The following is a 23,516-nucleotide window of genomic DNA, read 5'->3' on the forward strand; positions in this document are numbered from 1 at the left end:
CGTGGACCGATGTCACGCCCGGCGGCTGCTGCGGCCCGTGATCGCTGGTGGGCTCGGCCACAGCGGCGGCCCACATCCTCTGCCCGGGTGCTCCGCACATGCGGCGCCCGCCCGCCGCCGGGCAGCTCCTGTCGCCGCCGACGCCGTGGGTACCACACTGCGGATCAGGCCCGTGCGCATCCAGTCCGACGGGATGTGCGAGCGCACGTGGCAGATCGGTGTCGCGGTGGCCGTGCCGTCCGGTCCGGCGGGCCGTAGGCTTCGGTTCGTGCAGCAGGTGGTCCGCGTCGATCTCGTCAGCCACGGGGTGACCGAGGCGATGCGGAAGGCGCGGTTTCCGGGGGACGAGCCGCTGACCGAGGGCGGCCGCAACGCCATGACCTCCTACGACCGCTTGCCCGGCGCTCGGGTGCTGACCGGCCCCGAACGGCGGACCCTCGAAACCGCCTCGCTGCTGGGCCTGGCCGGAGACGAGGACGAGCGGTTGCGCGATCTCGACGCCGGAACCTGGCGCGGCGGCGAGCTGACCTCGGTGCCCGAGGACGAACTGCACGCCTGGCTCACCGACCCGGCGTTCCGCGGTCACGGCGGTGAGGCGGTCATCGATGTGATCGAGCGGGTCCGGGAGTGGCTGAGCGACATCGCCGCGGACGGGACGCCGACGATCGCCGTCACCCATCCCGCCGTCATCCGCGCCGCCCTGCTCGTCGCGCTCGACGCACCCGCGAAATCGTTCTGGCGCATCGATATTCCGCCGGGGAGCGTGACCGGTCTGCGCTGTCGCGATGTCTGGACGGTGCGCCTGCGCGCGTGAGCGGTCTGCGCTGTCGTGGTGTCTGGATGGTGTGTCTGTTCGTGGTCGGATTGCGCTGTCGTGATGTCCGGACGCTGCCTCTGCGTGCGTGATCGAGCTGGGCTGTCGTGGTGTCTGGATGGTGTGTCTGCGTGCGTGATCGCGTTGCTGTCGTGACGCCCGGACGCTGCCTCTGCGAGAGTGGCCGACAGGTACGCGCGAGGTGGGTCAGCCGAACCGGATGCCCTGGGCCAGTGGGAGATCCGCGGAGTAGTTGACCGTGTTGGTGGCGCGGCGCATGTAGGCCTTCCATGCGTCGGAGCCGGATTCTCGGCCGCCGCCGGTGTGCTTCTCGCCGCCGAAGGCGCCCCCGATCTCGGCGCCCGACGTGCCGATGTTGACGTTCGCGATGCCGCAGTCGGAGCCGTCGGCGGCCAGGAAACGTTCGGCCTCGCGCTGGTCGCCGGTGAAGACGGCCGACGAAAGGCCCTGCGGCACACCGTTGTGCAGCGCGATCGCGGCCTCGAAGTCGTGATACGTGAGCACGTACAGGATGGGCGCGAAGGTCTCCTCGCGCACCACGGCCGTCTGCGCGGGCATCCGCACGATCGCGGGCCGCACATAGTAGGAATCCTCCCCGGCAACCATGACTCGCTCCGCACCACAGACCAATTCGCCGCCGTCGTCGATCGCGCGGCCGACGGCCTCCCGCATCGCCGTGTACGCGCGGCCGTCGATCAGCGGCCCCACCAGAACACCGTCGTCGAGCGGATTGCCCACCCGCAGTTGCCCGTACGCGTGCTCGATCCGGTGCAGCAGCGGCCCGGCGACATCGGCGTGCGCGATCAGCCGCCGCAGCGTGGTGCAGCGCTGCCCGGCGGTGCCGGCGGCGGCGAACACCACACCGCGCGTGGCCAATTCCAGATCCGCCGACGGCGTCACCACGGCGGCGTTGTTGCCGCCGAGTTCCAGCAGGCAGCGCCCGAACCGGCCGGCCACCCGCGGCCCCACCGTGCGCCCCATGCGCACCGAACCGGTCGCGCTCACCAGCGCGACCCGGTCGTCGTCGACGAGCCGCTCACCCACCTCCGCGGCGCCCACGATCAACTGATGGATCTCCGGATCGGCGCCGACGTCGGCCGCCGCCCGCCGTACCAGCGCATGGCAGGCCAGCGCGGTCAACGGCGTTGTCTCCGAAGGCTTCCAGACCACCGTGTCTCCGCACACCAGCGCGATCGCGGTGTTCCACGACCACACCGCCACGGGGAAGTTGAACGCGGACAGCACCCCGACGACACCGAGCGGATGCCACGTCTCCATCAGCCGGTGTCCGGGCCGTTCCGAGGCCATGGTGCGCCCGTACAGCTGGCGCGACAACCCCACCGCGAACTCGCAGACGTCGATCATCTCCTGCACCTCGCCGCGCGCCTCCGCGCCGATCTTGCCGGCCTCGAGGGTCACCAGTTCGCCGAGTTCGGCGATGTGCTCGGTGAGTAGCTGCCCCAGCCGCCGCACCACCGCGGCCCGCTGTGGCGCCGGCGCCGTGCGCCAGGCCCGAAAGGCGGCCTCCGCCTTGCCGATAGCGTCGTCGACGGCGGCACCGGAACTCGGGCGCAGCCGGGCCAGCTCGCCGCCGGTAATCGGGGTGCGCACGGAGAGCGGCCCCGGTTCGGGCGGGGCGGCGCCCAGCGCGCCCAGTAGATGTTCGGCGCGGGAGCGTAACTCGCGGGTATCGGGGGCGGTGAGTGCCGATGTCATGCTGTGCTCCATGGTCGGGCGGACGGGGTGGACGGTGCTGTGCGCCTGCGGCCGCGGAGGGCCGTGCGCGGAGGCCGCGGAGGTCGGTTCCTGCCACGAGTTCGGTTTGCTGAGTTAGCCTTCGCTGATGGCGGATGCACCGGCGAGACCTGCTTTGGACGACATCGATCGACTCCTGATTCGCGAGTTGATGACCGACGGCCGCGCCACGCTGTCGAACCTGGCGGAGAAGGCGAACCTGTCGGTGTCGGCGGTGCAGTCCAGGGTGCGCCGCCTGGAGTCGCGCGGCGTGATCCGCGGCTACACCGCCAAGGTCGATCCGGAGGCGCTGGGGCAGCTGCTATCGGCATTCGTCGCGATCACTCCTCTCGACCCCTCGCAGCCCGATGATGCTCCCGCATTGTTGCGGCACATCCCGGGCATCGAGGAGTGCCACTCGGTGGCCGGCGAGGAGAGCTACGTGCTGCTGGTGCGGGTGGCCTCGCCCCGGCACCTCGAGCAGCTGCTGCAGGAGATCCGCGCGACCGCCAACGTCAGAACCCGAAGCACCATCATCTTGCAGACATTCTATGACAGATGACCATCTCTCGTAATCTTTCCGGGATCCCGTAGCGAAAGCGTAAATATTTGCGTACCCTACGAATGTGACCCTCGAACTGGAGCACCCCGAGGCGGTTGCCGACGGCACGCTGGTCACCCCCTCCCGGGTACACGAGATCCTGTCCGCGAACATCCTGGCCGACGGCTTCGAGTTGGTGCTGGATCTGCGCGCCTCGCGCGGCCGGCGGCTGGTGGACGCCCGCGACGGCACGCCGTATCTGGACATGTTCGGGTTCTTCGCGTCCTCGGCGCTGGGCATGAACCATCCGGCGCTGGCCGATGATGCGGCCTTCCGGGCCCAGCTGGCGGGGGCCGCGCTGAACAAGCCGAGCAACTCCGACATCTACACGGTCGAGATGGCGCGCTTCGTCGACACTTTCGCGCGCGTGCTCGGCGATCCCGCACTGCCGCACCTGTTCTTCATCGACGGCGGCGGGCCGGCGGTGGAGAACGCGCTCAAGGTGGCCTTCGACTGGAAGAGCCGGCACAACGAAATGCACGGCCGCCCCGGCGAACTGGGCACCAAGGTGCTGCACCTGACCGGCGCCTTCCACGGCCGCACCGGCTACACCCTGTCGCTGACCAACACCGATCCGGTGAAGACCGCCCGCTTCCCGCTCTTCGACTGGCCGCGCATCGAGACGCCGTACCTGGCCGAGGGCGTCGACATCGAGGCGGCGGAGGCCCGCGCGCTGGCGCAGGCGCGTGCCGCGTTCGCCGAAAACCCGCACGACATAGCGTGTTTCATCGCGGAGCCGATTCAGGGGGAGGGCGGCGATCGGCACCTGCGCCCGGAGTTCCTGCGGGCGATGCGCCGGCTGTGTCACGAGCACGACGCGCTGTTCGTGCTCGACGAGGTGCAGACCGGTGTCGCCGCCACCGGCAGCGCCTGGGCCTACCGGCAACTCGGCCTGCGGCCCGACGTGGTGGCCTTCGGGAAGAAGACCCAGGTGTGCGGGATCATGGCCGGCGGCCGGGTGGACGAGGTGCCCGACAACGTCTTCGCCGTGAGCTCCCGGTTGAACTCCACCTGGGGCGGAAATCTGACGGATATGGTCCGGGCGCGCCGGATCCTCGAGGTCGTCGAGAGCCAGGATCTCGCGGCGCGAGCCGGGCAGCTGGGCGCCCATCTGCTGGATCGTCTCGTCGCGCTGGCCGACCGGCACCCGGAGGTCACCGATCCGCGCGGGCGCGGCCTGCTGTGCGCCGTCACGCTGGCATCGGCGCATCGCCGCGACGAGATCGTCACCGCCTTGCGCGAGCGGGAACATGTGCTGATCCTCGGCACCGGCGAGCGCGGCATCCGCTTCCGTCCACCGCTCACGGTCACCGTCGACGAGCTGGACGAGGCCGTGGACGCGCTGGACCGCGTACTGAGCTGATCGCCGTGAGCCGCCCGGGCCGGCGTGACGGCCGTGGCCGGATCGCTGCCGGGGCGCACCGGCGTGATGGCCGAGATGTCGGATCGCGAGGAGCCCACCGGATACGGCGGGCCGCCGCCGGCATTTGTGCGCACCCCTGAAAATCGGGGCACTCCGCCCCTCGCCGGACGGGGTCCGGACTACCGTTCACCGCACTTCACCAGGCATTTTCGGCTGGCGAGTAGCCAATAAGAGTACTCGTGAGTAGCCCCCACTGGAATTTCCCGATGCACTGCTACTGGTTACACTCCGGGGCATGACGAGTGTCCAGCAGCAGCCTTCGCCGGGGTCGGCGGGGGCACCCGATATCCACACCACCGCCGGGAAGCTGGCTGATCTGCGCAATCGGCTGGATGAGGCACAGCACCCGGTGGGTGAGGCCGCGGTCGACAAGGTCCACGCCAAGGGCAAGCTGACCGCGCGCGAGCGCATTCTGGCGCTGCTGGACGAGGGTTCGTTCGTCGAGATGGATGCGCTGGCCCGGCACCGCAGCGTGAACTTCGGGCTGGAGAACAACCGCCCGCTGGGCGACGGCGTGGTGACCGGTTACGGCACCATCGACGGCCGCGACGTCTGCCTGTTCAGCCAGGACGCCACCGTGTTCGGCGGCAGCCTCGGCGAGGTGTACGGCGAGAAGATCGTCAAGGTGATGGACCTGGCCATCAAGACCGGACGCCCGCTGATCGGCATCAACGACGGCGCCGGCGCCCGCATCCAGGAGGGCGTGGTCTCGCTCGGCCTGTACGGCGAGATCTTCCACCGCAACATCCAGGCGTCCGGCGTGATCCCGCAGATCTCGCTGATCATGGGCGCGGCCGCGGGCGGGCACGTCTACTCGCCGGCGCTCACCGACTTCGTCGTGATGGTCGACCAGACCAGCCAGATGTTCATCACCGGTCCGGACGTCATCAAGACCGTCACCGGCGAGGAAGTGACCATGGAGGAGCTGGGCGGCGCCCACACCCACATGGTGAAATCCGGTACCGCGCACTACGTCGCCTCGGGCGAGCAGGACGCGCTGGACTACGTCAAGGAGCTGCTGAGCTACCTGCCCAGCAACAACCGCGCCGAGGCGCCGCGCTACCCGGCCAGCGACCCGATCACCACGGCGATCGAGGACTCGCTGACCGACGAGGATCTCGAGCTCGACACGCTGATCCCGGACTCGCCGAACCAGCCGTACGACATGCACGAGATCATCACGCGGCTGCTCGACGACGACGAATTCCTCGAGGTGCAGGCCGAGCGGGCGATGAACGTGATCGTCGGCTTCGGCCGCATCGACGGCCGCAGCGTCGGCATCGTGGCCAACCAGCCCACCCAGTTCGCGGGCTGCCTGGACATCGACGCCTCGGAGAAGGCGGCGCGGTTCGTGCGCACCTGCGACGCGTTCAACATCCCGATCGTCACGCTGGTGGACGTGCCGGGCTTCCTGCCGGGCACCGACCAGGAATACAACGGCATCATCCGGCGCGGCGCCAAGCTGCTGTACGCCTACGGCGAGGCGACTGTGGGGAAGATCACCATCATCACCCGCAAGGCCTACGGCGGCGCCTACGACGTGATGGGCTCCAAGCATATGGGCGCCGACGTGAACCTGGCGTGGCCGACCGCGCAGATCGCGGTCATGGGCGCCTCGGGTGCGGTCGGATTCGTCTATCGCAAGCAGCTGTCGCAGGCGGCGGCCGAGGGCGCCGACGTCGATGCGCTGCGGCTCGAGCTGCAGAACGAGTACGAGGACACCCTCGTGAACCCCTACGTGGCCGCCGAGCGCGGTTACGTCGACGCGGTCATCCCGCCCTCGCACACCCGCGGCCAGATCGTCTCGGCGCTGCGGCTGCTGGAACGGAAGATGGTGACGCTGCCGCCGAAGAAGCACGGCAACATCCCACTCTGATCCGGCGATATGCGCGGTAGCGGGGGCACACTTGTTGTGAGAAAAAACAGCATTCCGCGCACGACTGCCTCATCCGAGCAAAGATGGAAAGATGGGTCCTCGTCGCCGAGAGCCCAACGAATACTGTTGGCGGGTTCGGGATTCCGCCCGGAATCCGCCGGCGCCGGGCCTACGCGGGTCCGGCAGGTGGACAGGAGGAGCTGGCGCTGTGACCGCTGTAGCTGATGAAGAGGTATTGCGCGCCGCCGAACTGGATCTGTCGGTCGACGAACTGGTCGCGATGGAGCCGGAGGCGGACGGTGCCGATTCGCCCGCGGGCCCGGTCATCCGGATCCTGAAGGGTTCCCCGACAGACGACGAGATCGCGGCCCTGGTGTGTGTGCTGGCGGCCGCCGCGGCCGGCTCGTCCGCGGCCCCCGGCCCGGTCGGCCCGATCGACCAGTGGGGCAAGCCGACGCTGATGCATCGCGGGACCTCGCCGATCTCGCCGTACGCCTTCCCCCAGCTGTCGCACCTGCGCGACTGACGTGCCGGAGTTCGTACTCGGCTCCGCCTCACCGGCGCGGCTGCAGGTATTGCGGTCGGCGGGGCTGTCCCCGCTCGTGCGGGTCTCCGACGTGGACGAGGATGCGGTCGCCGCCGCGCTGCCGCCCGATACCCCGCCGGAGGGCGTGGTGACCGCGCTCGCCCGGGCCAAGGCGCATGCGGTGGCCGAGGCGCTGCGGACCGAGGACGCCGACCTCGCGGCGGATTGCGTTGTGGTCGGCTGCGATTCGATGCTGCTGGTGGACGGGGTGCTGCAGGGCAAGCCGCACACCGTCGAGGTGGCCCGCGCACGCTGGGCCGAGATGGCGGGACGCAGCGCGGATCTGCTCACGGGCCACTGCGTGTTGCGGATGCGGGACCGCGCCCCCGTCACCGAATCCTCCGACTACAGCCGCACCATCGTGCATTTCGCCAAGCCCGAAGCCGACGAACTGGAGGCCTACCTCGCCTCCGGCGAGCCGCTGCGAGTGGCGGGCGCCTTCACCCTGGACGGCCGCGGCGGCTGGTTCGTCGACCGCATCGACGGTGACCCGTCGAGCGTCATCGGCATCGGGCTACCGCTGCTGCGTCGACTGCTTGCCGGCGTGGGTATCGGCGTTGCGGATCTGTGGGTCGGCCCGTAGCTGCGGACCCACCCGGCCGGCCACCGGCGCGGCCAGCCGCGGTTCGCCGACCTCGGCCATATCGGTCAGGTCGGCCGGGTCCGGCAGGGTGCTGCGCAGCGCCTCGAGCCGGGCGATGCACATCTCGGGCTCCACGAACGGGTGCAGCCGCACGTTGACCGCGTCCCGGCCGCCGTTGCGGTCGATCATCTCCCGCATCAGGCCCAGGTGGACGCCGCAGACGACCTCCGGGTGGGTGCGCGCCAGATCCCGCAGCGGACAGGCCGTCAGCCGGATCAGCGACTGTTCGTCGGTCTCGGTGGCGGTATCGCGTTCGGGCGCGAAACCCAGTTCGGACATGGTCGTGACGGTGATGTCCCTGGCGTCGGCGAGCGAGGCGATCGGCTGGTCGGGGTTCTCCAGCTTGGCGCCCCAGGCCCGCCCGGCGGCGACGGCCGCGTCGGAGCGATGGCGCGGATCGCCGCCCAGCTGATCGGCCAGGACCTGGGCGAGGTCCTGGTAGCCGACCGATCGCTGCACCGCGCTGTAGCCGATGCGGGGCCGACCGCGACCGCGCGGCGGCTGCTGGAACTGCCGCACCAGCGATTCGCGGGTCAGCACGTCCAGATGGAAGCGGACGGTCGTGACGTGTTGCCCGGTGACTCTCGCGAGTTCTTGGGCATCGAGAGGCTCGCTGGCGCCACGTAGGATCGCGAGCAGGCGCCGTCGTGGCCAAGAATCAGACATAGCTCACCCCTCCTCCCGGGAGACTTTATCGGATGCGGCTGCGACTTATTCGCTCTTCACCCGATTCGTGATGTGAAACCGGCTGCTGTAACGCTTCGCACCTACGATCGGTGTGGAACTGCTGATCATCCGTCTACCACGCGTGAAGGACCAAACACCGTGCCCGTCGCCCCGGACCCTCACCCATCCTTCGGCTCCCACGCACACCCTCACCGACTAGTAACCACAGAATGGCTGTCGGCAAACATCGGCGCGCCGGGGCTCGAGATCGTGGAGTCCAACGAGGACGTGTTGCTCTACGACATCGGACACGTGCCCGGTGCCATCAAGATCGACTGGCGCACCGAGCTTACCGACCCGAAGACGCGAGACGTCGTCGACGGGGCCCGTTTCGCGGAATTGATGTCGGCGAAAGGTATCCGGCGCGAAGACACGGTGGTGGTCTACGGCGACAAGGCGAACGGCACGGCGGCGGCCACGCTCTGGGTATTCGAGCTGTTCGGCCACCCCGACGTGCGCTTGCTGGACGGTGGCCGGGACGCGTGGATCTCCGAGGCGCGCGACACCACCTTCGAGGTTCCCGACGCCGGGCTGGGTGAGTATCCGGTGGTCGAGCGGGACGACCGGCGGGCGCGGGTCTTCCTGGACGAGGTGCGGTCGCGGCTGGGGCGGTCGCTGATCGACGTGCGGGCGGCCCCGGAGTACAGCGGCGACCTCGATCGCATCATTGATCGCCCGGAGGAGCAGGCGCTGCGGGCCGGCCACATCCCCACGGCGGTGAACATCCCGTGGACCGAGGCGCTGTCCGCCGACGGGCGATTCCGGTCCCGGGACGACCTCGACCGCATCTACGCGCATACGCGCGCCGCCGACGAGACGGTCGTGTACTGCCGGATCGGGGAGCATTCGGCACACACGTGGTTCGTGCTCACCTATCTGCTGGGCCGCGAGAACGTGCGCAACTACGACGGTTCGTGGACCGAGTGGAGCAATGCCGTGCGCACGCCCATCGTCCGCGGGCTCGAACCGGGGGACGCGCACGAGGTCGGCCGGACGGCCGTGCCCGCCTCCTGATCCGGCCGCGGGGGCGCGGCGCAATCGGGACGTGCTGTTGTACCGGTCACTTATCGGGGCCTACTGTTCAGTAGCCCTATCCCGGTTCGGCGTCTGTTGGCACACTGCCTACACTCGCTCCAGACGAAGGTTGTCCAAAGCACAGGAGGCTCAGTGCCCAGCCATGCCAGCGCGCAGATCACGAAGGTCCTGATTGCCAATCGGGGCGAGATCGCGGTGCGTGTGATCCGGGCCGCCAGGGATGCCGGTATCGCCAGCGTCGCGGTATACGCGGAGCCGGACGCCGAAGCGCCGTTCGTGAAGTTGGCCGATGAGGCGTTCGCGCTCGGTGGTCAGACGTCGGCGGAGTCGTACCTGGTGTTCGACAAGGTTCTCGACGCGGCTCGCAAGTCGGGCGCGGACGCGATTCATCCCGGCTACGGGTTCCTGTCGGAGAACGGTGATTTCGCGCAGGCGGTGCTGGACGCGGGGCTGATCTGGATCGGGCCGTCGCCGCAGTCGATCCGGGATCTCGGTGACAAGGTGACCGCCCGGCACATCGCCGAGCGGGCGCAGGCGCCGATGGCGGCCGGCACCAAGGATCCGGTGAAGGACGCGGCCGAGGTGGTGGCGTTCGCGGAGACCTACGGTGTGCCGGTGGCGATCAAGGCCGCGTTCGGCGGTGGTGGCCGCGGCATGAAGGTCGCGCACACGATCGAGGAGATTCCGGAGCTGTTCGAGTCCGCGACGCGCGAGGCGACCGCGGCGTTCGGGCGCGGCGAGTGCTTCGTGGAGCAGTACCTGGACAAGGCCCGCCACGTCGAGGCGCAGGTTCTGGCCGATCAGCACGGCAACGTGATCGTGGCCGGCACCCGGGACTGCTCGCTGCAGCGGCGGTTCCAGAAGCTGGTCGAGGAGGCTCCCGCCCCGTTCCTGTCGGACGAGGTGCGGTCGAAGATCCACGAGTCGGCGAAGCGGATCTGCCGCGAGGCCGGCTACTACGGCGCCGGCACCGTCGAGTACCTGGTGCAGGGCGAGACCGTCTCCTTCCTGGAGGTGAACACGCGGCTGCAGGTCGAGCACCCGGTGACCGAGGAGACCTCGGGCCTGGATCTGGTGCGGTGGCAGTTCCGGATCGCCAACGGCGAGGAGCTGACCATCACCGAGGATCCGACGCCGCGCGGGCATGCGATCGAGTTCCGGATCAACGGCGAGGACGCGGGCCGTAACTTCCTGCCCGCGCCGGGCCCGGTGACGGTGTACAAGGAGCCGGCCGGTCCGGGTGTGCGCGTGGATTCGGGTGTCGTGGCCGGCAGCGTGATCGGCGGCCAGTTCGACTCGATGCTAGCGAAGCTGATCGTCGTCGGTGAGACGCGGGATCAGGCGCTGGAGCGGTCGCGGCGGGCGCTGGCCGAGTACGAGATCGAGGGCCTGGCCACGGTGGTGCCGTTCCACAGCCACATCGTGTCGAATCCGGCGTTCATCGGTGACGGCACCAAGTTCGATGTGTACACCAAGTGGATCGAGACCGAGTGGGACAACCCGATCCCGCCCTACACCGGTGGTCAGCCGATCGAGGATGACGAGGCCGAGGAGCGGCAGAAGGTCGTCGTCGAGGTCGGCGGCCGTCGGCTCGAGGTATCGCTGCCGGGTCAGTTCACCGTCGGCGCCGGTGCGGCCGGGGCGGCCGGCAACGGCGCGGGCGTGATCCGCAAGAAGCCCAAGGCGCGCAAGCGCGCCGGCGCCGGCGGCGGCACGGCCTCCGGCGACGCGATCACCGCGCCCATGCAGGGCACCGTGGTGAAGGTCGCGGTCGAGGAGGGCCAGACGGTCGAGGCCGGCGACCTGATCGTGGTCCTCGAGGCCATGAAGATGGAAAACCCGGTGAACGCCCACAAGGCCGGCGTGGTCACCGGCCTGACCATAGCGGCCGGAGCCGCCATCACCCAGGGCACCATCCTCGCCGAAATCAAGTAAGCCCAACACTTCCCACCAGGGCCCGCCCGCTCCCTCCCGGAGTCGGCGGGCCTCGGTGCTGTCCGGACCCGGTTCTGTAGCGGTGGAATACGCTGGGCGCGTGTATGTTCCATGTTCCGTCTTTCGGCGGACTCCGTTGGAACGTGCCGACCAGCACCTGGCCTGGTGCCGTCCCGACCAGTGGTTCTTCGCCGCCGGTGCCTGCCACATTCTGGCGTACGCCTTTCTGGAAGCGTGTCCGGGCGGATTCGTGCCGATGGGCCTGTGGCCGTCCGCCGCTGAGGATCCGGGGCATGTGTACGTCTCCGATGGCACGTGGGCCTTCGACCACTGTGGCTGGACTCTCGAAGACGAACTCGTGACGGTCTCCCAGGAGGCCGAGCCCGGGATGGGCTACCGGCCGCGCCCGATCGGCATGGGGCTCGATGAATTCTGCGCCCGGCACCGGCATCGCAGTCGTGCCGAGTACGTATTCGACCCGTGGTCTCGGGCACACGATTATCTCGCGCGGTTCACCGGCCCGGGGGACCCGAGGCCGGTTCCCGCCTCCGACTGAGCCTTTTCGCGCGAGATTGTTGCGCCCGCTGGAGACGCGACCGGCACCGCCTCGTTCCTCGTGCGGGAGCATGGTCGGCCGTAGGAGCGGTCTTCGAATTGGGTTGGGCGGTATCGGGATCGTCCGGTCGGTGGTGGATCGGTCGATGTCAGCGGTTGGGGTTGTGGCCGTTGTCGGGGTGCGGGTTGTGGGCTTGGGGGACCGGGATGGGGAAGGGGAGGCCGGGGACCTCGAGCGGTGAGGGTGGGGGCTGGGGGGATCGGGTCGGGAGCTGGATCGACGGGAACGGGATTTGGAACGTGGTGGCGTTGCCGGTGGGGGGTGTGCCGGTCTGTTGTGGCGGGGGCCAGACGTTTCCCGTCGCCGAGCCGGTGTCCGGGGAGTTGTTGCGCGCGGTGGCGGTGACGGTGGAGTGTTGGGTGGGTTGGCCGCCGCCCGAGGTCAGTACCGCCGTGCACGCGGCGACGAGGGCGAATCCGAGGATGGCGACACCGACCAGGGCGGCGGCGATCTTGACGGTGGATCTGCGCCGGGGAGCCGGCTGCTGTGGCGTCGGCCGCGCTATGGCGGACGAACCGCCGATGCGGGTGCCCACGAGGGTCGGCCGGGGCGGATGTGTCGCACCCGGTAATACGTGCGTGGGCCGCGGCGGCTGCCCCGGTGGATTCGCTTGTGCGCCCGTGCCCGGCAGCACCCGCGTGGGTCTCGGTTGTCCCGGAGTACTCGTCGGGCCCGCGGTGCCGGGCATGTCGCGGGTGGGCCGAAGTGGTGTGTTCGGCTGTGCGGCTGGGCCGTCCGGCAGTACGCGGGTCGATTGCAGTGGTTGTGCCGGCGGAGCTGCGGTATCGGGCAGCACGCTGGTGGGGTGTGGCGGCTGCCCGGCGACGTTTGCCCGAGCCGCTTCGCCGGACAGTTCGCGAGTGGGTTGGGGCGGGGCGCCCGTTGGTGCGACTGGGTTGTCGGCCAGTTCTCGGGTTGGCTGGAGTGGTTGCGCCGGCGGGTTCGTTTGTGCGGCCGGGTTGCCGGGTAGCGCGCGGGTCGGCTGGAGTGGCCGATCCTGCGGATTCGATTGTGCAGCCGCGTCGTTCGGGAGGGCGCGAGTGTGTTCGGGCGATTGGGTGGTGGGATGCCCGGGGGAAGGCGTCGGGAGGACGGATGTCGGTTTCGGGGGTGGCCGGGTGCCTGCGGATTCGGTGGTGCGGGGTGTCGCGGTTGTTCCGAATGCGTTGTCGCACTGGACAATTGCTCGTCGAGGGGTGGGGTGCGGTGGATCGGGTGGGGCATGCCTACGGCGGTGCGGGCGGCAGCCGCCAGTTCGCCGGCGCTCGCGTAGCGGTCGTCGGCGTTCTTGGCCATGCCCCGGGCGACAACGGCATCCAGTGCCGCGGGTATCGCGGGATCGTCCAGCGAGGGGCGCGGCGGCGGGGCGCTCAGGTGCGCGTGCAGTTGCTGCACCGGGTCGGTGTCGCCGAACGGGCGTTGCGCCGTGAGGCATTCGAACAGGACGCAGGCCAGCGAGTAGACGTCGGAGCGGACGTCCGCGTGCCCGGTGAACCGCTCCGGCGCCATGTACGCGAGCGTTCCCACCGTGAAACCGGTTGCGGTGATGGTGGTCTGGTTCGGCGCCCGCGCGATCCCGAAATCGATGAGATAGGCGAAGCCGCTCGCGTGCACGATGATGTTGGCGGGCTTCACATCGCGATGGATGAGCCCGGCCCCGTGGGCGGCGTCGAGGGCCTCGGCGATCTGCGAGACGATGTCGACGGCCTGCGGCACTCCGATCGGCCCGCCGCGCAGCCGCCCGGACAGGTCGGCCCCGGGAATGTGCGCCATGTCGAGGAACAGCCGGCCGTCCTGCTCGCCGAAATCGTGAATCGGCACGATATGCGGGTTGTGCAGATCGGCCCCGATCCGCGCCTCCCGTTCGAAGCGCCGGCGATAGTCCGGATCCTCGGCCGCGGTGATCGTGAGGATCTTCAGCGCCACCGGGCGATCGGTGGCCGTATCCCGGGCCAGCCACACCTCGCCCACCGATCCCCGCCCGATCAAGCGGTCGAGCCGGTACTTGCCGAACTGCCGTGCCACCGTCAGCTCCTCCGAGCGTGCGTGCCGGATGTGCGCTCGGCGCCGCGTGATCCGGAGCCGGGATGCGGGGACGAGGGGGGACGTGCGATGCCGGCGCGAGGGGTGCCGATGCCACGCTGCCGGAACATGGTTCGACCCTAAACCGGCGTCCCGGCCGGAGACCAGTGTGGGTCGGGCGACAGCCCTCCCGCACGCGTCGGTTCCGGCCTTGTACGCGGGGACTTCGGCCGTCGCACGGTACCGCCGGGCGCGCGCTAGTCTCGATGTCATGGCTGATTCTCCCGACATCCGCATCGGCAACGCGGACCGCGAGCACGCCATGCAGCGGCTGTCGGATCATTTCGCCGCCGGCCGGTTGTCGGTGGCCGAGTTCGACGAGCGCAGCGCGGTGGTCGCGGCCGCCGTGACGCGCGGCGACCTCGTGAAGGTGTTCGAGGACCTGCCGGAACCGGTGTCCGACACCGGACCGGTCCCCGAACGTCCGCCACATCGCGGCCGGCCGGAGTTCCGGGGCCCGGCAATGGGGTTGATCGTGATCCTGGCCCTGGTGCTGTTCTTCACCACGCAGACCTGGCTGTGGTTCCTGCTGATTCCGGCGGCGGGCATCGTCTTCGGCGCGCTCGGCCACGGTCGCGAACAGCGCCGCCACGGCGTCGACGCGGAGGAACACCGGCTGGGCATCGAGGATCACCGCCGGGAGATCCAGCAGCAGCGCCGCGAACTGCGCCGGCAGGCCCGGGAGATGCGCCACCAGCACCGCGACCGGCGGGAGCGCTGATGGAACCGATCGAGATCAACGCGGGCGGCTGGTACCTGCGGGCGCTGCGGGCCGACGAGCGCATCGATGACCGGCCCGCGCTGGCCGACGGCGGCATCACCGACCCCGACTATGTCGCCCGCCGTGCCCGCGAATGGGACGAGCAGACCGCCTACTCCTGGGCGGTCTGCGAGCCCACCACCGCGGAGCTGGTCGCCGAGGTGGTGGTGACGCCGAATGCCGATGGTACGGCCGATGTTTCGGGCTGGGCCCGGGAGAGCTACGGCGCCGCATTGGAATCCGGTGATCAGGCCGTGCGTCGTTTCGTTGCCGGGGCGTTGGGCCTGCAGCCGATCTGAGCGCGCGAACGGCCCTGCGCGACAGCACATCAGACGGCGTGTGATTCGCACCGGCGAAAAATCACTGGGGTGAGACGGGGGTGGGACGGTACCGTGGGGGTTCCCGGTATCGAGCGCAGGGGAGGCGCGTCATGTGGGAATGGAGCAAGACCTTCGCCGAAAGAGCCGCCGCGGCGGTGTGGACCAGGCCGGCCGGTGAGCCGAAGCCGACCGTGGTCGACCCGGAACCGTGGCGGGAGGAGATCGATCGCGGTGGCGATCGAGAGAACGACGATGCCATGTCCGTACCGGCAGCCCTCGGGGAGTATTGCCTCATCGGCTGACCCTGTGAATCACCGTCGGGCGGTGCCGGGTCCACAGTGGCCCGGCGCCGTGCCGTCGGGGCGCCCGTGCCGAGCGGTCTGTTCCGGCGGGGGTAGTACCCTGCGGTGATGCAGAGGCCACCGTTGGATGCCGAACTCCTGCGGCGCAGCGTCGCGGAGTTCCCGGAGCTGTCGCTCTTCTCCCGTATCGACGTGGTGGAGTCGACCGGCTCCACCAACGCCGATCTGATCGCGCACGCGGCCGACCCCGAGGCCGGCGGCCGGGTGCTGGTCGCGGAGTGCCAGGAGAGCGGCCGTGGCCGGCACGAGCGCAGCTGGGCCAGCCCGCCACGGGCGCAGATCGCGATGTCGATCCTGGTGCGGCTGCCCGGCATCGGCCCTGCCGTGCTGGGCTGGCTGCCGCTGCTGACCGGGGTCGCGGCGGTGGACGCCGTGCGCGCCACCGCCGGCCTGCAAGCAAACCTCAAGTGGCCCAACGATGTTCTCATCGAGGGCCGCAAGGTCGCGGGCATCCTGGCCGAGGTCGCCACCGGCACCGACGTGCCCACCGTCGTGGTCGGCACCGGCCTCAACGTCAGCCTGACCGAGGCCGAACTGCCGGTCCCGCATGCCACCTCGCTGGTCCTGGCCGGTGCCCCGGAGGTGGACCGGACCGCGCTGGTGCGGTCGATGCTGCGCGAGTTCGCCCGGCATTTCACCGAATGGCGCACCGCCGGCTGGAGCACCGCCGGCCTGGCCGACGAATACCGCAGGCGCTGCGCCACTCTGGGCGCCACCGTCCGCGCCGAACTGCCGGGCGGCGAGGTGCTCACCGGCACCGCCACCGACGTGGACGGCCATGGCCGGCTGCTGATCGGCGAGCGGGCAGTGGCGGCGGGCGACGTCACACATCTGCGTGCCGAATACTGAGAGTGCTGTCCGGGGCGGCGGGCCGCCGCTGGACCGACGGCCTACGCCGGCGCCATGGCGCGGTCCCGCTCGCGGGCCAGCAGCCGGTCGCGCTGTTCCTCGAACTTGACCACGTCTCCCCGCAGACTGTCCAGGTGGGCGGCCAGGCGCTCGCGGGCCTGCTCGCCGCGCGGGCCGAAATCGTTGCGTTCGAAGATGTTCCAGTTCTTCAGCACCGGCTCCACCACCTCCTCGAGGTGCTGGCGCAGGTCGTAGATGCCGTGCTTGGCCATCGTCACGCCGTTGCGGCGGAAGTTCGGCATGCCGTAGCCGGGCATCGTGAAGTTGGTGAGCACCTTGACGATTGCCTCGATCGCCTGGTCCGGGACGAGGTCGAGACCGGCGCCGCACATCGTCCGGTAGAAGATCATGTGCAGGTTCTCGTCGGCGGCCACGCGCTGCAGCATGCGGTCGGCGATCGGGTCGTCGCAGACCTTGCCGGTGTTGCGGTGCGAGACGCGCGTGGCCAGCTCCTGGAAGGTCACGTAGGCGACGTTCTCCAGGAACCCGCCCCAGTCGTCGGGGGAGTGGGCGCCGTTGGTCATGTGGATCATCCGGGCCTCCTCCAGCGCAACCGGATCCACGCCGCGGGTGACGACCAGGTAGTCCCGGATCACGATGCTGTGCCGGTTCTCCTCGGCGGTCCAGCGGCCGATCCAGGTGCCCCAGGCGCCGTCGGCGGAGAAGTTCTCGGCGATCTCGCGATGGTAGGAGGGCAGATTGTCCTCCGTGAGCAGATTGGTGACCATCGCGATCCTGGCGACCTCGCTCAGCGTGGACTGCGACGGATCCCAGTCCACCCCGCCCAGGGCGGCGAAGTTGCGGCCGTCGTCCCAGGGCACGTAGTCGTGCGGGTGCCAGTCCTTGGCCATCGACAGATGCCGCTCCAGATTCTGTCCGGCCACGGGTTCGAGCTCGGTCAAGATTTCCAGCTGAGTCAGTTCCTTGGTCACGCACGCCTCCGCTGTCGCAAATCGAACATGGATTAGACGGGTCGTACTTCGGTACCGCGAGAAGAGCTGTGGAGATTCGCCGCCGTTGCGCGCTGTCCGTGCGCCGCAACGGCGGCAGCCGATTGTGCAGCACAACGACGTTCGCTGTCAGGCATTCTGGCATCCGCACGCGGTAGGGTTCGCCTATGGGTTATCCGGAGGAGCTGCTGGCGCCCGACGAGCAGATACTGCTGCACCGCCACCCGCATTGGAAGATGCTGTTCTGGCCGGCGGTCATCTTCATCCTGGCCACCGCGGTCGCCGGATTCGCCGGAGGGTTCGCGTGGCGCAACACCGAGGGCGGCACCCGCAGCATCGTGCTGATCGCCATCGTCGTGGTCTGGGTGGCGTTGCTGCTGTGGCGCTGCGCAGCTCCCGTATTACGGTGGATGTCAACGCATTTCATCATCACCGACCGCCGGGTCCTGGTCCGGGAGGGCGTGCTCACGCACACCGGCATCGATATCCCGATGAACCGCATCGCCAATATCCAGTTCCGGCACGGCCTGTCCGACCGCATCCTGGGCACCGGAACGCTGATCATCGACGCGGCCTCCGGCGATCCGCTGGAATACGACGACATCCCGAATGTGCAGAAGGTGCACGCGTTGCTGTACCACGAGGTCTTCGACAATCCGCACAGCTCGCCCTACGACCGCGGCAGGCCCGGCGGCGCGCCCGGCAACCGGTGACAACGAGCCCGCCGGAGCAGCGGCAACGTGACACAGCGCACCGGGCCTGCCCGAGTGCGGCAAATCAGACAGCGAAACTGCGTAACCTTGGATCGTGACCGCTGTACTGCTGGCCGAGGACGATGAGGCCATCGCGGCCCCACTGTCACGTGCACTGGGGCGCGAGGGCTACTCGGTGACCGTGGAGAGTTTCGGCCCGGCGGTTTTGCAGCGGGCCCTCGCGGGCGGACACGATCTCCTGATCCTCGATCTCGGCCTCCCCGGCATGGACGGCCTGGAGGTGTGCCGTCAGGTGCGCTCCAGCGGCGCCGATCTGGCCGTGCTGATGCTCACCGCGCGCACCGACGAGGTGGATTTCGTGGTCGGTCTCGACGCCGGGGCCGACGACTACGTGGGAAAGCCGTTCCGGCTGGCCGAACTGCTGGCCCGGGTGCGGGCGCTGTTGCGGCGCAGCGGGATCGGCGACGAGGCGGTCGAGGTCGGCGGCATCCGGCTGGAACCGCAGGCGCGCCGGGTGCTGGTCAACGGCCACGAGGTGAATCTGGCCAACAAGGAGTACGAACTGCTCAAGGTGCTCATCGACAAGGCCGGTCAGGTGGTCCCGCGCGAGGCGATCCTGCGCGAGGTGTGGGGCGACGCCGATCTGCGCGGGTCGAAGACCCTCGATATGCATATGTCCTGGCTGCGCCGCAAGATCGGTGACGAGGGCCCGGTGGCCGAGCGCCGGATCGTGACCGTCCGCGGCGTCGGCTTCCGGTTCAACACCGACTGATTCGACATCGACTGATTCGACACCGACCGATCCGACACCGACCGAGGAGCACATGCGGCGCCGAATACTGCTGTCGATGCTGGCCGCGCTGACCCTCACCACGGTGGTGCTGGGCATCCCGCTGGGCTTCACCGCCTGGCAGTGGGTGGCCGACATCACCCGGGGTGATCTGCGCGCGCGCCTGGACCGGATGGCCGTGGAGATCGTCGCCCAGGAGCGCGGCGACGGGCTGGTGCACGGCACGGTCGATCTGCGGTCGGTGCGGCCGCTGATCCCGGCCGGCGGCCGGCTGACCGTCATCTACCCCACGCCCGAGGATTCCGCGATGCGCGTCGACGTGGGCGTGGCCGAGGTGGGCGATCCGGTCGTGGAGTCGTTGTCGATGGGCACGTCGGGGTCGCTGCGCCTGGAGGTCCCGGCGGCGCCGATGCATTCCATGCAGCGACAGGCGGTGGGCGCGGTGGCGCTGGTGGCGGTGGCCTCGCTGGCGGCCGGCGCCGCGGTCGCGGTGGTGACCGCGCGCCGGGTGGCCGATCCACTGCGCGACGTCGCCGCCCGGGCCGCCCGGCTGGCCACCGGCGATTTCCGGTTGGACGTGCGCCGGCACGGCATCACCGAACTGGATCGCGTCTCGGACGTGCTGGATTCCGCGGCCGTCGAGATCGCCGGCCGGCTGCAGCGCGAGCACGCGCTGGTGGCCGACGTCTCGCATCAGCTGCGCAGCCGCCTGACCGCGGTGCGGCTGCGCCTGGACGAGCTGTCCGCGCACCCGGACTCCGACGTGGTGCACGAGGCCGAGGAGGCGATGGCCCAGGTCGACCGCTTGACCGCGGCGATCGACGATCTGGTGCGCGCCTCGCGGGACGAGGGCGCCGCCGACCGCGATCCGGTCGCGGTGGTGGCGGAACTGCGCGGGGTGGTGACCGAGTGGCGGCATCCGTTCGTCGAGGCGGGCCGCCGGCTGATCCTGTCCGGCGATCCGACGCTGACCGCGCCGGTGACCGGGTCGCGGCTGCGCGAGGCGGTGGCGGTGCTGGTGGACAACGCCCTGATGCACGGCGGCGGCGACTGCACCGTGTCGGTCCGCACGGTCTACGGCGGCCCGGACCGGGAGCCGCTGGTGGCCGTGGAGGTGGCCGACGAGGGCACCGGGGTCAGCGACGACCTCGCGCCGCACATCTTCGATCGCGGCTTTTCCGGTGCGGGGTCGACCGGCGTCGGGCTGGCGCTGGCGCGGGCGCTGATCGAGGCCGACGGTGGCCGCCTGGAACTGCATCGCCGCCGGCCGGCGTTGTTCGCGGTCTTCCTGGGTAAGCCGACCGCCGGGCGGGCGGACAACGGGAACTCGGGGAACTCGGTTGTCGAGCCGCGCATCAGCGAGCCGCGCTGAATCTCGGATGCGGCCGAGCCCTCTCGGGGCTGCTGTGTCGTCTCGAGGCGCTGTAGGTGTCTCGGGATGTGGCCGGGCCGGAGGGTGCCCGCGTGGGCGAATACCGGGTCAGCCGTGCTTGCGCCGGCTGCGGCCGGCCCGCTCCTCCTCTTCGTACAATTCCTCGAATTCCTCGACCAGGGTGTCGATTTCGTTCGGGAAGACCCATCGGCGCATCGCCCAGAACCGGAACACCATCTGCAGCAGATTGCCGATGACGTAGGCGCTGATGAAGTCGGTGATGTTCTCCGTCGTCAGGCTGATACTGGGCACCTGCAGGTGGAACACGTACCGGAAGACCCACAGCGGCAGGAAGCTGAGCACCACGCCGATGCCGCTGACGACGAAGAACAGCAGCGCCTCGTGGTGTTTCTCGCGGCCGCCGCGCCCCTTGAACGACCATTCCCGGTTGAGAATGTAGGACGCGATGACCGCGACCACACCGGAAATGATCTTGGCGGTGACCGGCTTCGGCGCCAGCACCGTCAATTTGAGGATGTAGAAGATGCCGCTGTCGATGACGAACGTGGTCGCACCCACAATCGCGAACTTGATCAGTTCGTGATGGCGATGTACGAGATCCTGGAGTGATCGGGGTAGGGCGCTGACCACGTTGTCGACTATTGACACGCACCGAGTCTACGTGCCGCGATCTTCCGGCGATCAACCCGCACGCAGCTGCGACGATGGCGACATGACACCATGGTGGGTCGTGAGCGAGCTTGCGAGTGAACCGTTGATACAGCGCGAGTCTGTCGTCCCTCCCGCATCCCGTCCCTTCGATGCCGCCATGCCCACCGTGACCATGGTCGGCGGCGGTCAGCTGGCGCGGATGACCCATCAGGCCGCCATCGCGCTGGGGCAGCGGTTGCGCGTGCTCGCCGAGCGTCCGGACGAGCCGGCCGCCCAGGTGACCCCGGAGGTGGTGCTGGGCTCACACACCGATCTGGCCGCGCTGCGCAAGGCCGCCGTCGGCTCGCACGCGCTGACCTTCGATCACGAGCACGTCCCGGCCGAGCACCTGCGGGCGCTGGTCGGCGAGGGCGTGAACGTGCAGCCGCCGCCGCAGGCGCTGATCTATGCGCAGGACAAGCTCGCGATGCGCCGCCGCCTGCGCGAGCTGGGTGTCGCGGTACCGGCCTTCGCTCCGGTCGAATCGGCCGGCGATGCCGTCGCCTTCGGCGCCGAATACGGCTGGCCCTGCGTGCTGAAGGCGGTGCGCGGCGGCTACGACGGCCGCGGCGTATGGATGCCGGATTCGGCCGGCGAGGCCCGGGCGATCGTGGACGACCAGCTGGCGCACGGTGCCGCGCTGCTGGCCGAACAGCGGGTGGAGCTGCACCGGGAACTGTCGGCGATGGTGGCGCGCTCGCCGTTCGGCCAGGCCGCGGCCTGGCCGGTGGTGGAGACCGTGCAGCGCGACGGCCAGTGCGCGGTGGTGATCGCGCCCGCCCCGGGGCTCGCCGAACAGACCGCCGCCGCGGCCTCGGCGCTGGCGCTGCGACTGGCCGCCGAACTCGGCGTCACCGGCGCGATGGCGGTCGAGCTGTTCGAGACCGGCACCGGCGAGCTGCTGGTGAACGAGCTGGCGATGCGCCCGCACAACTCCGGGCACTGGGGTATGGACGGCGCGGTGACCGGCCAGTTCGAACAGCATCTGCGGGCCGTGCTGGACTACCCGCTCGGCGACACCGCGCCACTGGCCCCGGTCACCGTGATGGCCAATATCCTCGGCGCGCCCGAGGCCCCGGACATGTCGATGGACGAGCGGCTGCACCACCTGTTCGCGCGCATGCCCGAGGCGCGGGTGCACCTGTACGGCAAGGGCGAGCGGCCGAACCGCAAGATCGGTCACGTCAATGTTCTCGGTGACGACGTGGCCGAGGTGCGTGAGAAGGCCGAGCGCGCGGCACAGTGGATGTCGCGCGCGGTATGGACCGACGGATGGGATCCGCATGAATGACACGACTGTGCCTCCGGGGCGCTCCGCAGGCTCAGGCTCTGCCCCTGTGCACGTCGGCCTGATCATGGGCAGCGACTCCGACTGGCCGACGATGTCGGCGGCGGCGGAAGCCTTGGCGGAGTTCGATATTCGCTTCGAGGTCGGCGTGGTGTCGGCACACCGGACCCCGCAGCGCATGCTCGACTACGCCCGCGGCGCCGCCGGGCGCGGACTCGAGGTGATCATCGCCGGGGCGGGCGGCGCGGCGCACCTGCCCGGCATGGTGGCCTCGGCGACCCCGTTGCCGGTGATCGGTGTTCCGGTGCCGCTGAAATATCTCGACGGCATGGATTCGCTGCTGTCGATCGTCCAGATGCCCGCCGGTGTCCCGGTGGCCACGGTGTCGATCGGCGGCGCCCGCAACGCCGGCCTGCTCGCCGTCCGGATCCTCGCCGCGGCCGATCCCGAATTGCGTTCGCGCATGGAGCAATTCCAGTCCGGCCTGGAGAAGATGGTGCTGGAGAAGGACGACGCGCTGCGCACCCGGCTGCTGGGCTGAGCGGCGGCGAGACCCATGAGCGCCGCCGGGGATTCCGGGTTCAAGCTGGCCGTGATCGATCACGCGCTGCGGTTGTTCGCCGAAAAGGGATACGAGGCAACGACGGTCGATGAGATCGCGGAGGCCGCGGGTATCTCGCGGCGCACGTTCTTCCGGCAGTTCCGGTCCAAGGAGGATGTCGTCTTCGCCGACCACGAGGCTCAGTTGGCGCAGGCGCGGGCGTATCTGGCGGCGGCGCAGGGTGATCCGTGGGATGCGGTGTGCGAGGCCGTGGTGGGCGTGTTCGAGCGATTCACCCAGACCCGGGACCTGGCGGCGCGGCGCTACCGGGTGGTACGTCAAGTCCCCGCGCTGCGAGATCGGGAGATCGTCACCGTATTTCGCTACGAGCGGCTGTTCACCGATTATTTGCGGGAACGGTTGCCCGGGCTGCCGGATCTGACGCTGATCCAGTTCACCGCCGCGGTCACGGCGACCCACAACTTCCTGTTGCGCCGCATGGTCCGGGGCCAGGAGGAGGCCGGCGCGGGCGATCTGCGCGCGGCGCTGGCGGTGATCCCGCGCGGCGATCGGGAGCAATCGGGGGAGATGGTGGTCGCGGTCTTTCCCCGGGACATGCCGCCGCGCCAGATTGCCGACCTGCTCGCCCACCGGCTCGGTAACCTGTGACCGCAGGGCGGCGATCTTGACACTCAGTGCCACATGAAA

The 23,516-nt window shown here is 69.7% G+C and carries 25 protein-coding genes; 19 read left to right on the forward strand and 6 right to left on the reverse strand.

The annotated features are described in order from the left end of the window. Positions 1-172: 172 nt before the first annotated feature. The gene (locus D892_RS0117050) at positions 173-814 is read left to right on the forward strand and encodes a histidine phosphatase family protein (protein ID WP_369801756.1); all 642 of its coding nucleotides are present in this window, start codon (positions 173-175) and stop codon (positions 812-814) included. A gap of 207 nt (positions 815-1,021) precedes the next feature. Here D892_RS0117050 and D892_RS0117055 read toward each other — a convergent pair whose 3' ends face one another. Next, on the reverse strand, positions 1,022-2,551 hold the full coding sequence (locus tag D892_RS0117055) for an aldehyde dehydrogenase family protein (protein WP_024802404.1): 1,530 nt from the start codon (positions 2,549-2,551) through the stop codon (positions 1,022-1,024). Between the two features lie 127 nt (positions 2,552-2,678). Between D892_RS0117055 and D892_RS0117060 the strand changes: the two genes are divergently transcribed. From D892_RS0117060 to D892_RS0117080, 5 genes are all read left to right on the forward strand, one after another. Next, positions 2,679-3,131: an Lrp/AsnC family transcriptional regulator gene (locus tag D892_RS0117060; RefSeq protein WP_024802405.1), complete on the forward strand. Its 453-nt coding sequence runs from the start codon at positions 2,679-2,681 to the stop codon at positions 3,129-3,131. A gap of 109 nt (positions 3,132-3,240) precedes the next feature. Further along, the gene (lat, locus tag D892_RS0117065) at positions 3,241-4,533 is read left to right on the forward strand and encodes an L-lysine 6-transaminase (protein ID WP_369801826.1); all 1,293 of its coding nucleotides are present in this window, start codon (positions 3,241-3,243) and stop codon (positions 4,531-4,533) included. Positions 4,534-4,828: 295 nt separating this feature from the next. Continuing rightward, entirely contained in the window at positions 4,829-6,469 is a 1,641-nt protein-coding gene (locus D892_RS0117070) for an acyl-CoA carboxylase subunit beta (RefSeq protein ID WP_024802407.1), read from the forward strand. Between the two features lie 208 nt (positions 6,470-6,677). Further along, positions 6,678-6,995 (forward strand): acyl-CoA carboxylase epsilon subunit, encoded by a 318-nt coding sequence (locus D892_RS0117075; protein WP_024802408.1) that lies wholly within the window; start codon positions 6,678-6,680, stop codon positions 6,993-6,995. 1 nt (position 6,996) lies between these two features. Then, positions 6,997-7,638: a nucleoside triphosphate pyrophosphatase gene (locus tag D892_RS0117080; protein WP_024802409.1), complete on the forward strand. Its 642-nt coding sequence runs from the start codon at positions 6,997-6,999 to the stop codon at positions 7,636-7,638. On the opposite strand, the gene D892_RS0117085 is transcribed toward D892_RS0117080, so the two are convergent. Then, positions 7,570-8,364 (reverse strand): metalloregulator ArsR/SmtB family transcription factor, encoded by a 795-nt coding sequence (locus D892_RS0117085; RefSeq protein WP_024802410.1) that lies wholly within the window; start codon positions 8,362-8,364, stop codon positions 7,570-7,572. The two genes, D892_RS0117080 and D892_RS0117085, sit on opposite strands and share 69 nt — an antisense overlap. Positions 8,365-8,523: 159 nt before the next feature. Between D892_RS0117085 and D892_RS0117090 the strand changes: the two genes are divergently transcribed. The 3 genes from D892_RS0117090 to D892_RS0117100 all read left to right on the forward strand — a co-directional run bounded on the left by D892_RS0117090 (position 8,524) and on the right by D892_RS0117100 (position 11,950). Further along, the gene (locus tag D892_RS0117090) at positions 8,524-9,438 is read left to right on the forward strand and encodes a sulfurtransferase (protein ID WP_024802411.1); all 915 of its coding nucleotides are present in this window, start codon (positions 8,524-8,526) and stop codon (positions 9,436-9,438) included. Positions 9,439-9,591: 153 nt separating this feature from the next. Next, the gene (locus D892_RS0117095; RefSeq protein ID WP_024802412.1) at positions 9,592-11,394 is read left to right on the forward strand and encodes an acetyl/propionyl/methylcrotonyl-CoA carboxylase subunit alpha; all 1,803 of its coding nucleotides are present in this window, start codon (positions 9,592-9,594) and stop codon (positions 11,392-11,394) included. Positions 11,395-11,530: 136 nt separating this feature from the next. Next, the gene (locus D892_RS0117100; protein ID WP_051499089.1) at positions 11,531-11,950 is read left to right on the forward strand and encodes a hypothetical protein; all 420 of its coding nucleotides are present in this window, start codon (positions 11,531-11,533) and stop codon (positions 11,948-11,950) included. Between the two features lie 148 nt (positions 11,951-12,098). Here D892_RS0117100 and D892_RS0117105 read toward each other — a convergent pair whose 3' ends face one another. Further along, complete coding sequence (locus tag D892_RS0117105) at positions 12,099-12,545, reverse strand: hypothetical protein (protein ID WP_024802414.1); 447 nt, start codon at positions 12,543-12,545, stop codon at positions 12,099-12,101. Further along, positions 12,512-14,035, reverse strand: a complete 1,524-nt coding sequence (locus tag D892_RS43745; protein ID WP_024802415.1) for a serine/threonine-protein kinase — start codon at positions 14,033-14,035, stop codon at positions 12,512-12,514. Before D892_RS43745 ends, D892_RS0117105 begins: the two co-directional genes overlap by 34 nt. A 268-nt stretch (positions 14,036-14,303) precedes the next feature. Here D892_RS43745 and D892_RS41360 point away from each other — a divergent pair, with 268 nt between their 5' ends. The 4 genes from D892_RS41360 (at position 14,304) to D892_RS0117130 (ending at position 16,383) form a co-directional block, all read left to right on the forward strand. Beyond that, entirely contained in the window at positions 14,304-14,813 is a 510-nt protein-coding gene (locus D892_RS41360) for a DUF1707 domain-containing protein (protein ID WP_024802416.1), read from the forward strand. Further along, positions 14,813-15,151: a hypothetical protein gene (locus D892_RS0117120; protein WP_024802417.1), complete on the forward strand. Its 339-nt coding sequence runs from the start codon at positions 14,813-14,815 to the stop codon at positions 15,149-15,151. The genes D892_RS41360 and D892_RS0117120 overlap by 1 nt, the downstream gene beginning before the upstream one ends. A gap of 131 nt (positions 15,152-15,282) precedes the next feature. Then, positions 15,283-15,474: a hypothetical protein gene (locus tag D892_RS0117125; RefSeq protein WP_024802418.1), complete on the forward strand. Its 192-nt coding sequence runs from the start codon at positions 15,283-15,285 to the stop codon at positions 15,472-15,474. A 108-nt stretch (positions 15,475-15,582) separates the two neighbouring features. Beyond that, positions 15,583-16,383, forward strand: coding sequence for a biotin--[acetyl-CoA-carboxylase] ligase (locus tag D892_RS0117130; RefSeq protein WP_036567146.1), 801 nt, complete (start codon positions 15,583-15,585; stop codon positions 16,381-16,383). A 41-nt stretch (positions 16,384-16,424) separates the two neighbouring features. Here D892_RS0117130 and D892_RS0117135 read toward each other — a convergent pair whose 3' ends face one another. Next, positions 16,425-17,375 (reverse strand): acyl-ACP desaturase, encoded by a 951-nt coding sequence (locus D892_RS0117135; RefSeq protein ID WP_024802420.1) that lies wholly within the window; start codon positions 17,373-17,375, stop codon positions 16,425-16,427. Between the two features lie 185 nt (positions 17,376-17,560). On the opposite strand from D892_RS0117135, the gene D892_RS0117140 reads away from it, so the two are divergent. The 3 genes from D892_RS0117140 to D892_RS0117150 all read left to right on the forward strand — a co-directional run bounded on the left by D892_RS0117140 (position 17,561) and on the right by D892_RS0117150 (position 20,268). Further along, on the forward strand, positions 17,561-18,106 hold the full coding sequence (locus D892_RS0117140) for a PH domain-containing protein (protein WP_024802421.1): 546 nt from the start codon (positions 17,561-17,563) through the stop codon (positions 18,104-18,106). Positions 18,107-18,200: 94 nt separating this feature from the next. Continuing rightward, entirely contained in the window at positions 18,201-18,878 is a 678-nt protein-coding gene (locus tag D892_RS0117145) for a response regulator transcription factor (protein WP_024802422.1), read from the forward strand. Between the two features lie 52 nt (positions 18,879-18,930). After that, positions 18,931-20,268, forward strand: coding sequence for a HAMP domain-containing sensor histidine kinase (locus D892_RS0117150; RefSeq protein ID WP_024802423.1), 1,338 nt, complete (start codon positions 18,931-18,933; stop codon positions 20,266-20,268). Between the two features lie 108 nt (positions 20,269-20,376). Here the strand turns inward: D892_RS0117150 and D892_RS0117155 are convergent, their stop codons facing one another. Next, entirely contained in the window at positions 20,377-20,937 is a 561-nt protein-coding gene (locus D892_RS0117155) for a GtrA family protein (protein WP_024802424.1), read from the reverse strand. Between the two features lie 160 nt (positions 20,938-21,097). On the opposite strand from D892_RS0117155, the gene D892_RS0117160 reads away from it, so the two are divergent. The 3 genes from D892_RS0117160 to D892_RS0117170 all read left to right on the forward strand — a co-directional run bounded on the left by D892_RS0117160 (position 21,098) and on the right by D892_RS0117170 (position 23,477). Continuing rightward, positions 21,098-22,270, forward strand: a complete 1,173-nt coding sequence (locus D892_RS0117160) for a 5-(carboxyamino)imidazole ribonucleotide synthase (RefSeq protein WP_024802425.1) — start codon at positions 21,098-21,100, stop codon at positions 22,268-22,270. Positions 22,271-22,334: 64 nt separating this feature from the next. After that, positions 22,335-22,808: a 5-(carboxyamino)imidazole ribonucleotide mutase gene (gene purE / locus D892_RS0117165; protein WP_024802426.1), complete on the forward strand. Its 474-nt coding sequence runs from the start codon at positions 22,335-22,337 to the stop codon at positions 22,806-22,808. Positions 22,809-22,823: 15 nt separating this feature from the next. Further along, on the forward strand, positions 22,824-23,477 hold the full coding sequence (locus D892_RS0117170; protein ID WP_024802427.1) for a TetR family transcriptional regulator: 654 nt from the start codon (positions 22,824-22,826) through the stop codon (positions 23,475-23,477). Positions 23,478-23,516: the final 39 nt, after the last annotated feature.

The sequence above is a fragment of the Nocardia sp. BMG51109 genome (genome assembly GCF_000526215.1).
Taxonomy (GTDB): domain Bacteria; phylum Actinomycetota; class Actinomycetes; order Mycobacteriales; family Mycobacteriaceae; genus Nocardia.

Bases quoted from the DNA above. Each gene is read 5' to 3' on its own strand.
- D892_RS0117055 (WP_024802404.1), bottom strand. From the start codon at position 2,551: ATGACATCGGCACTCACCGCCCCCGATACCCGCGAGTTACGCTCCCGC.
- D892_RS0117060 (WP_024802405.1), top strand. From the start codon at position 2,679: ATGGCGGATGCACCGGCGAGACCTGCTTTGGACGACATCGATCGACTC.
- D892_RS0117070 (WP_024802407.1), top strand. From the start codon at position 4,829: ATGACGAGTGTCCAGCAGCAGCCTTCGCCGGGGTCGGCGGGGGCACCC.
- D892_RS0117085 (WP_024802410.1), bottom strand. From the start codon at position 8,364: ATGTCTGATTCTTGGCCACGACGGCGCCTGCTCGCGATCCTACGTGGC.
- D892_RS41360 (WP_024802416.1), top strand. From the start codon at position 14,304: ATGGCTGATTCTCCCGACATCCGCATCGGCAACGCGGACCGCGAGCAC.
- D892_RS0117120 (WP_024802417.1), top strand. From the start codon at position 14,813: ATGGAACCGATCGAGATCAACGCGGGCGGCTGGTACCTGCGGGCGCTG.
- D892_RS0117125 (WP_024802418.1), top strand. From the start codon at position 15,283: ATGTGGGAATGGAGCAAGACCTTCGCCGAAAGAGCCGCCGCGGCGGTG.
- D892_RS0117130 (WP_036567146.1), top strand. From the start codon at position 15,583: ATGCAGAGGCCACCGTTGGATGCCGAACTCCTGCGGCGCAGCGTCGCG.
- D892_RS0117140 (WP_024802421.1), top strand. From the start codon at position 17,561: ATGGGTTATCCGGAGGAGCTGCTGGCGCCCGACGAGCAGATACTGCTG.
- D892_RS0117150 (WP_024802423.1), top strand. From the start codon at position 18,931: ATGCGGCGCCGAATACTGCTGTCGATGCTGGCCGCGCTGACCCTCACC.
- D892_RS0117160 (WP_024802425.1), top strand. From the start codon at position 21,098: ATGCCCACCGTGACCATGGTCGGCGGCGGTCAGCTGGCGCGGATGACC.
- purE (WP_024802426.1), top strand. From the start codon at position 22,335: ATGGGCAGCGACTCCGACTGGCCGACGATGTCGGCGGCGGCGGAAGCC.
- D892_RS0117170 (WP_024802427.1), top strand. From the start codon at position 22,824: ATGAGCGCCGCCGGGGATTCCGGGTTCAAGCTGGCCGTGATCGATCAC.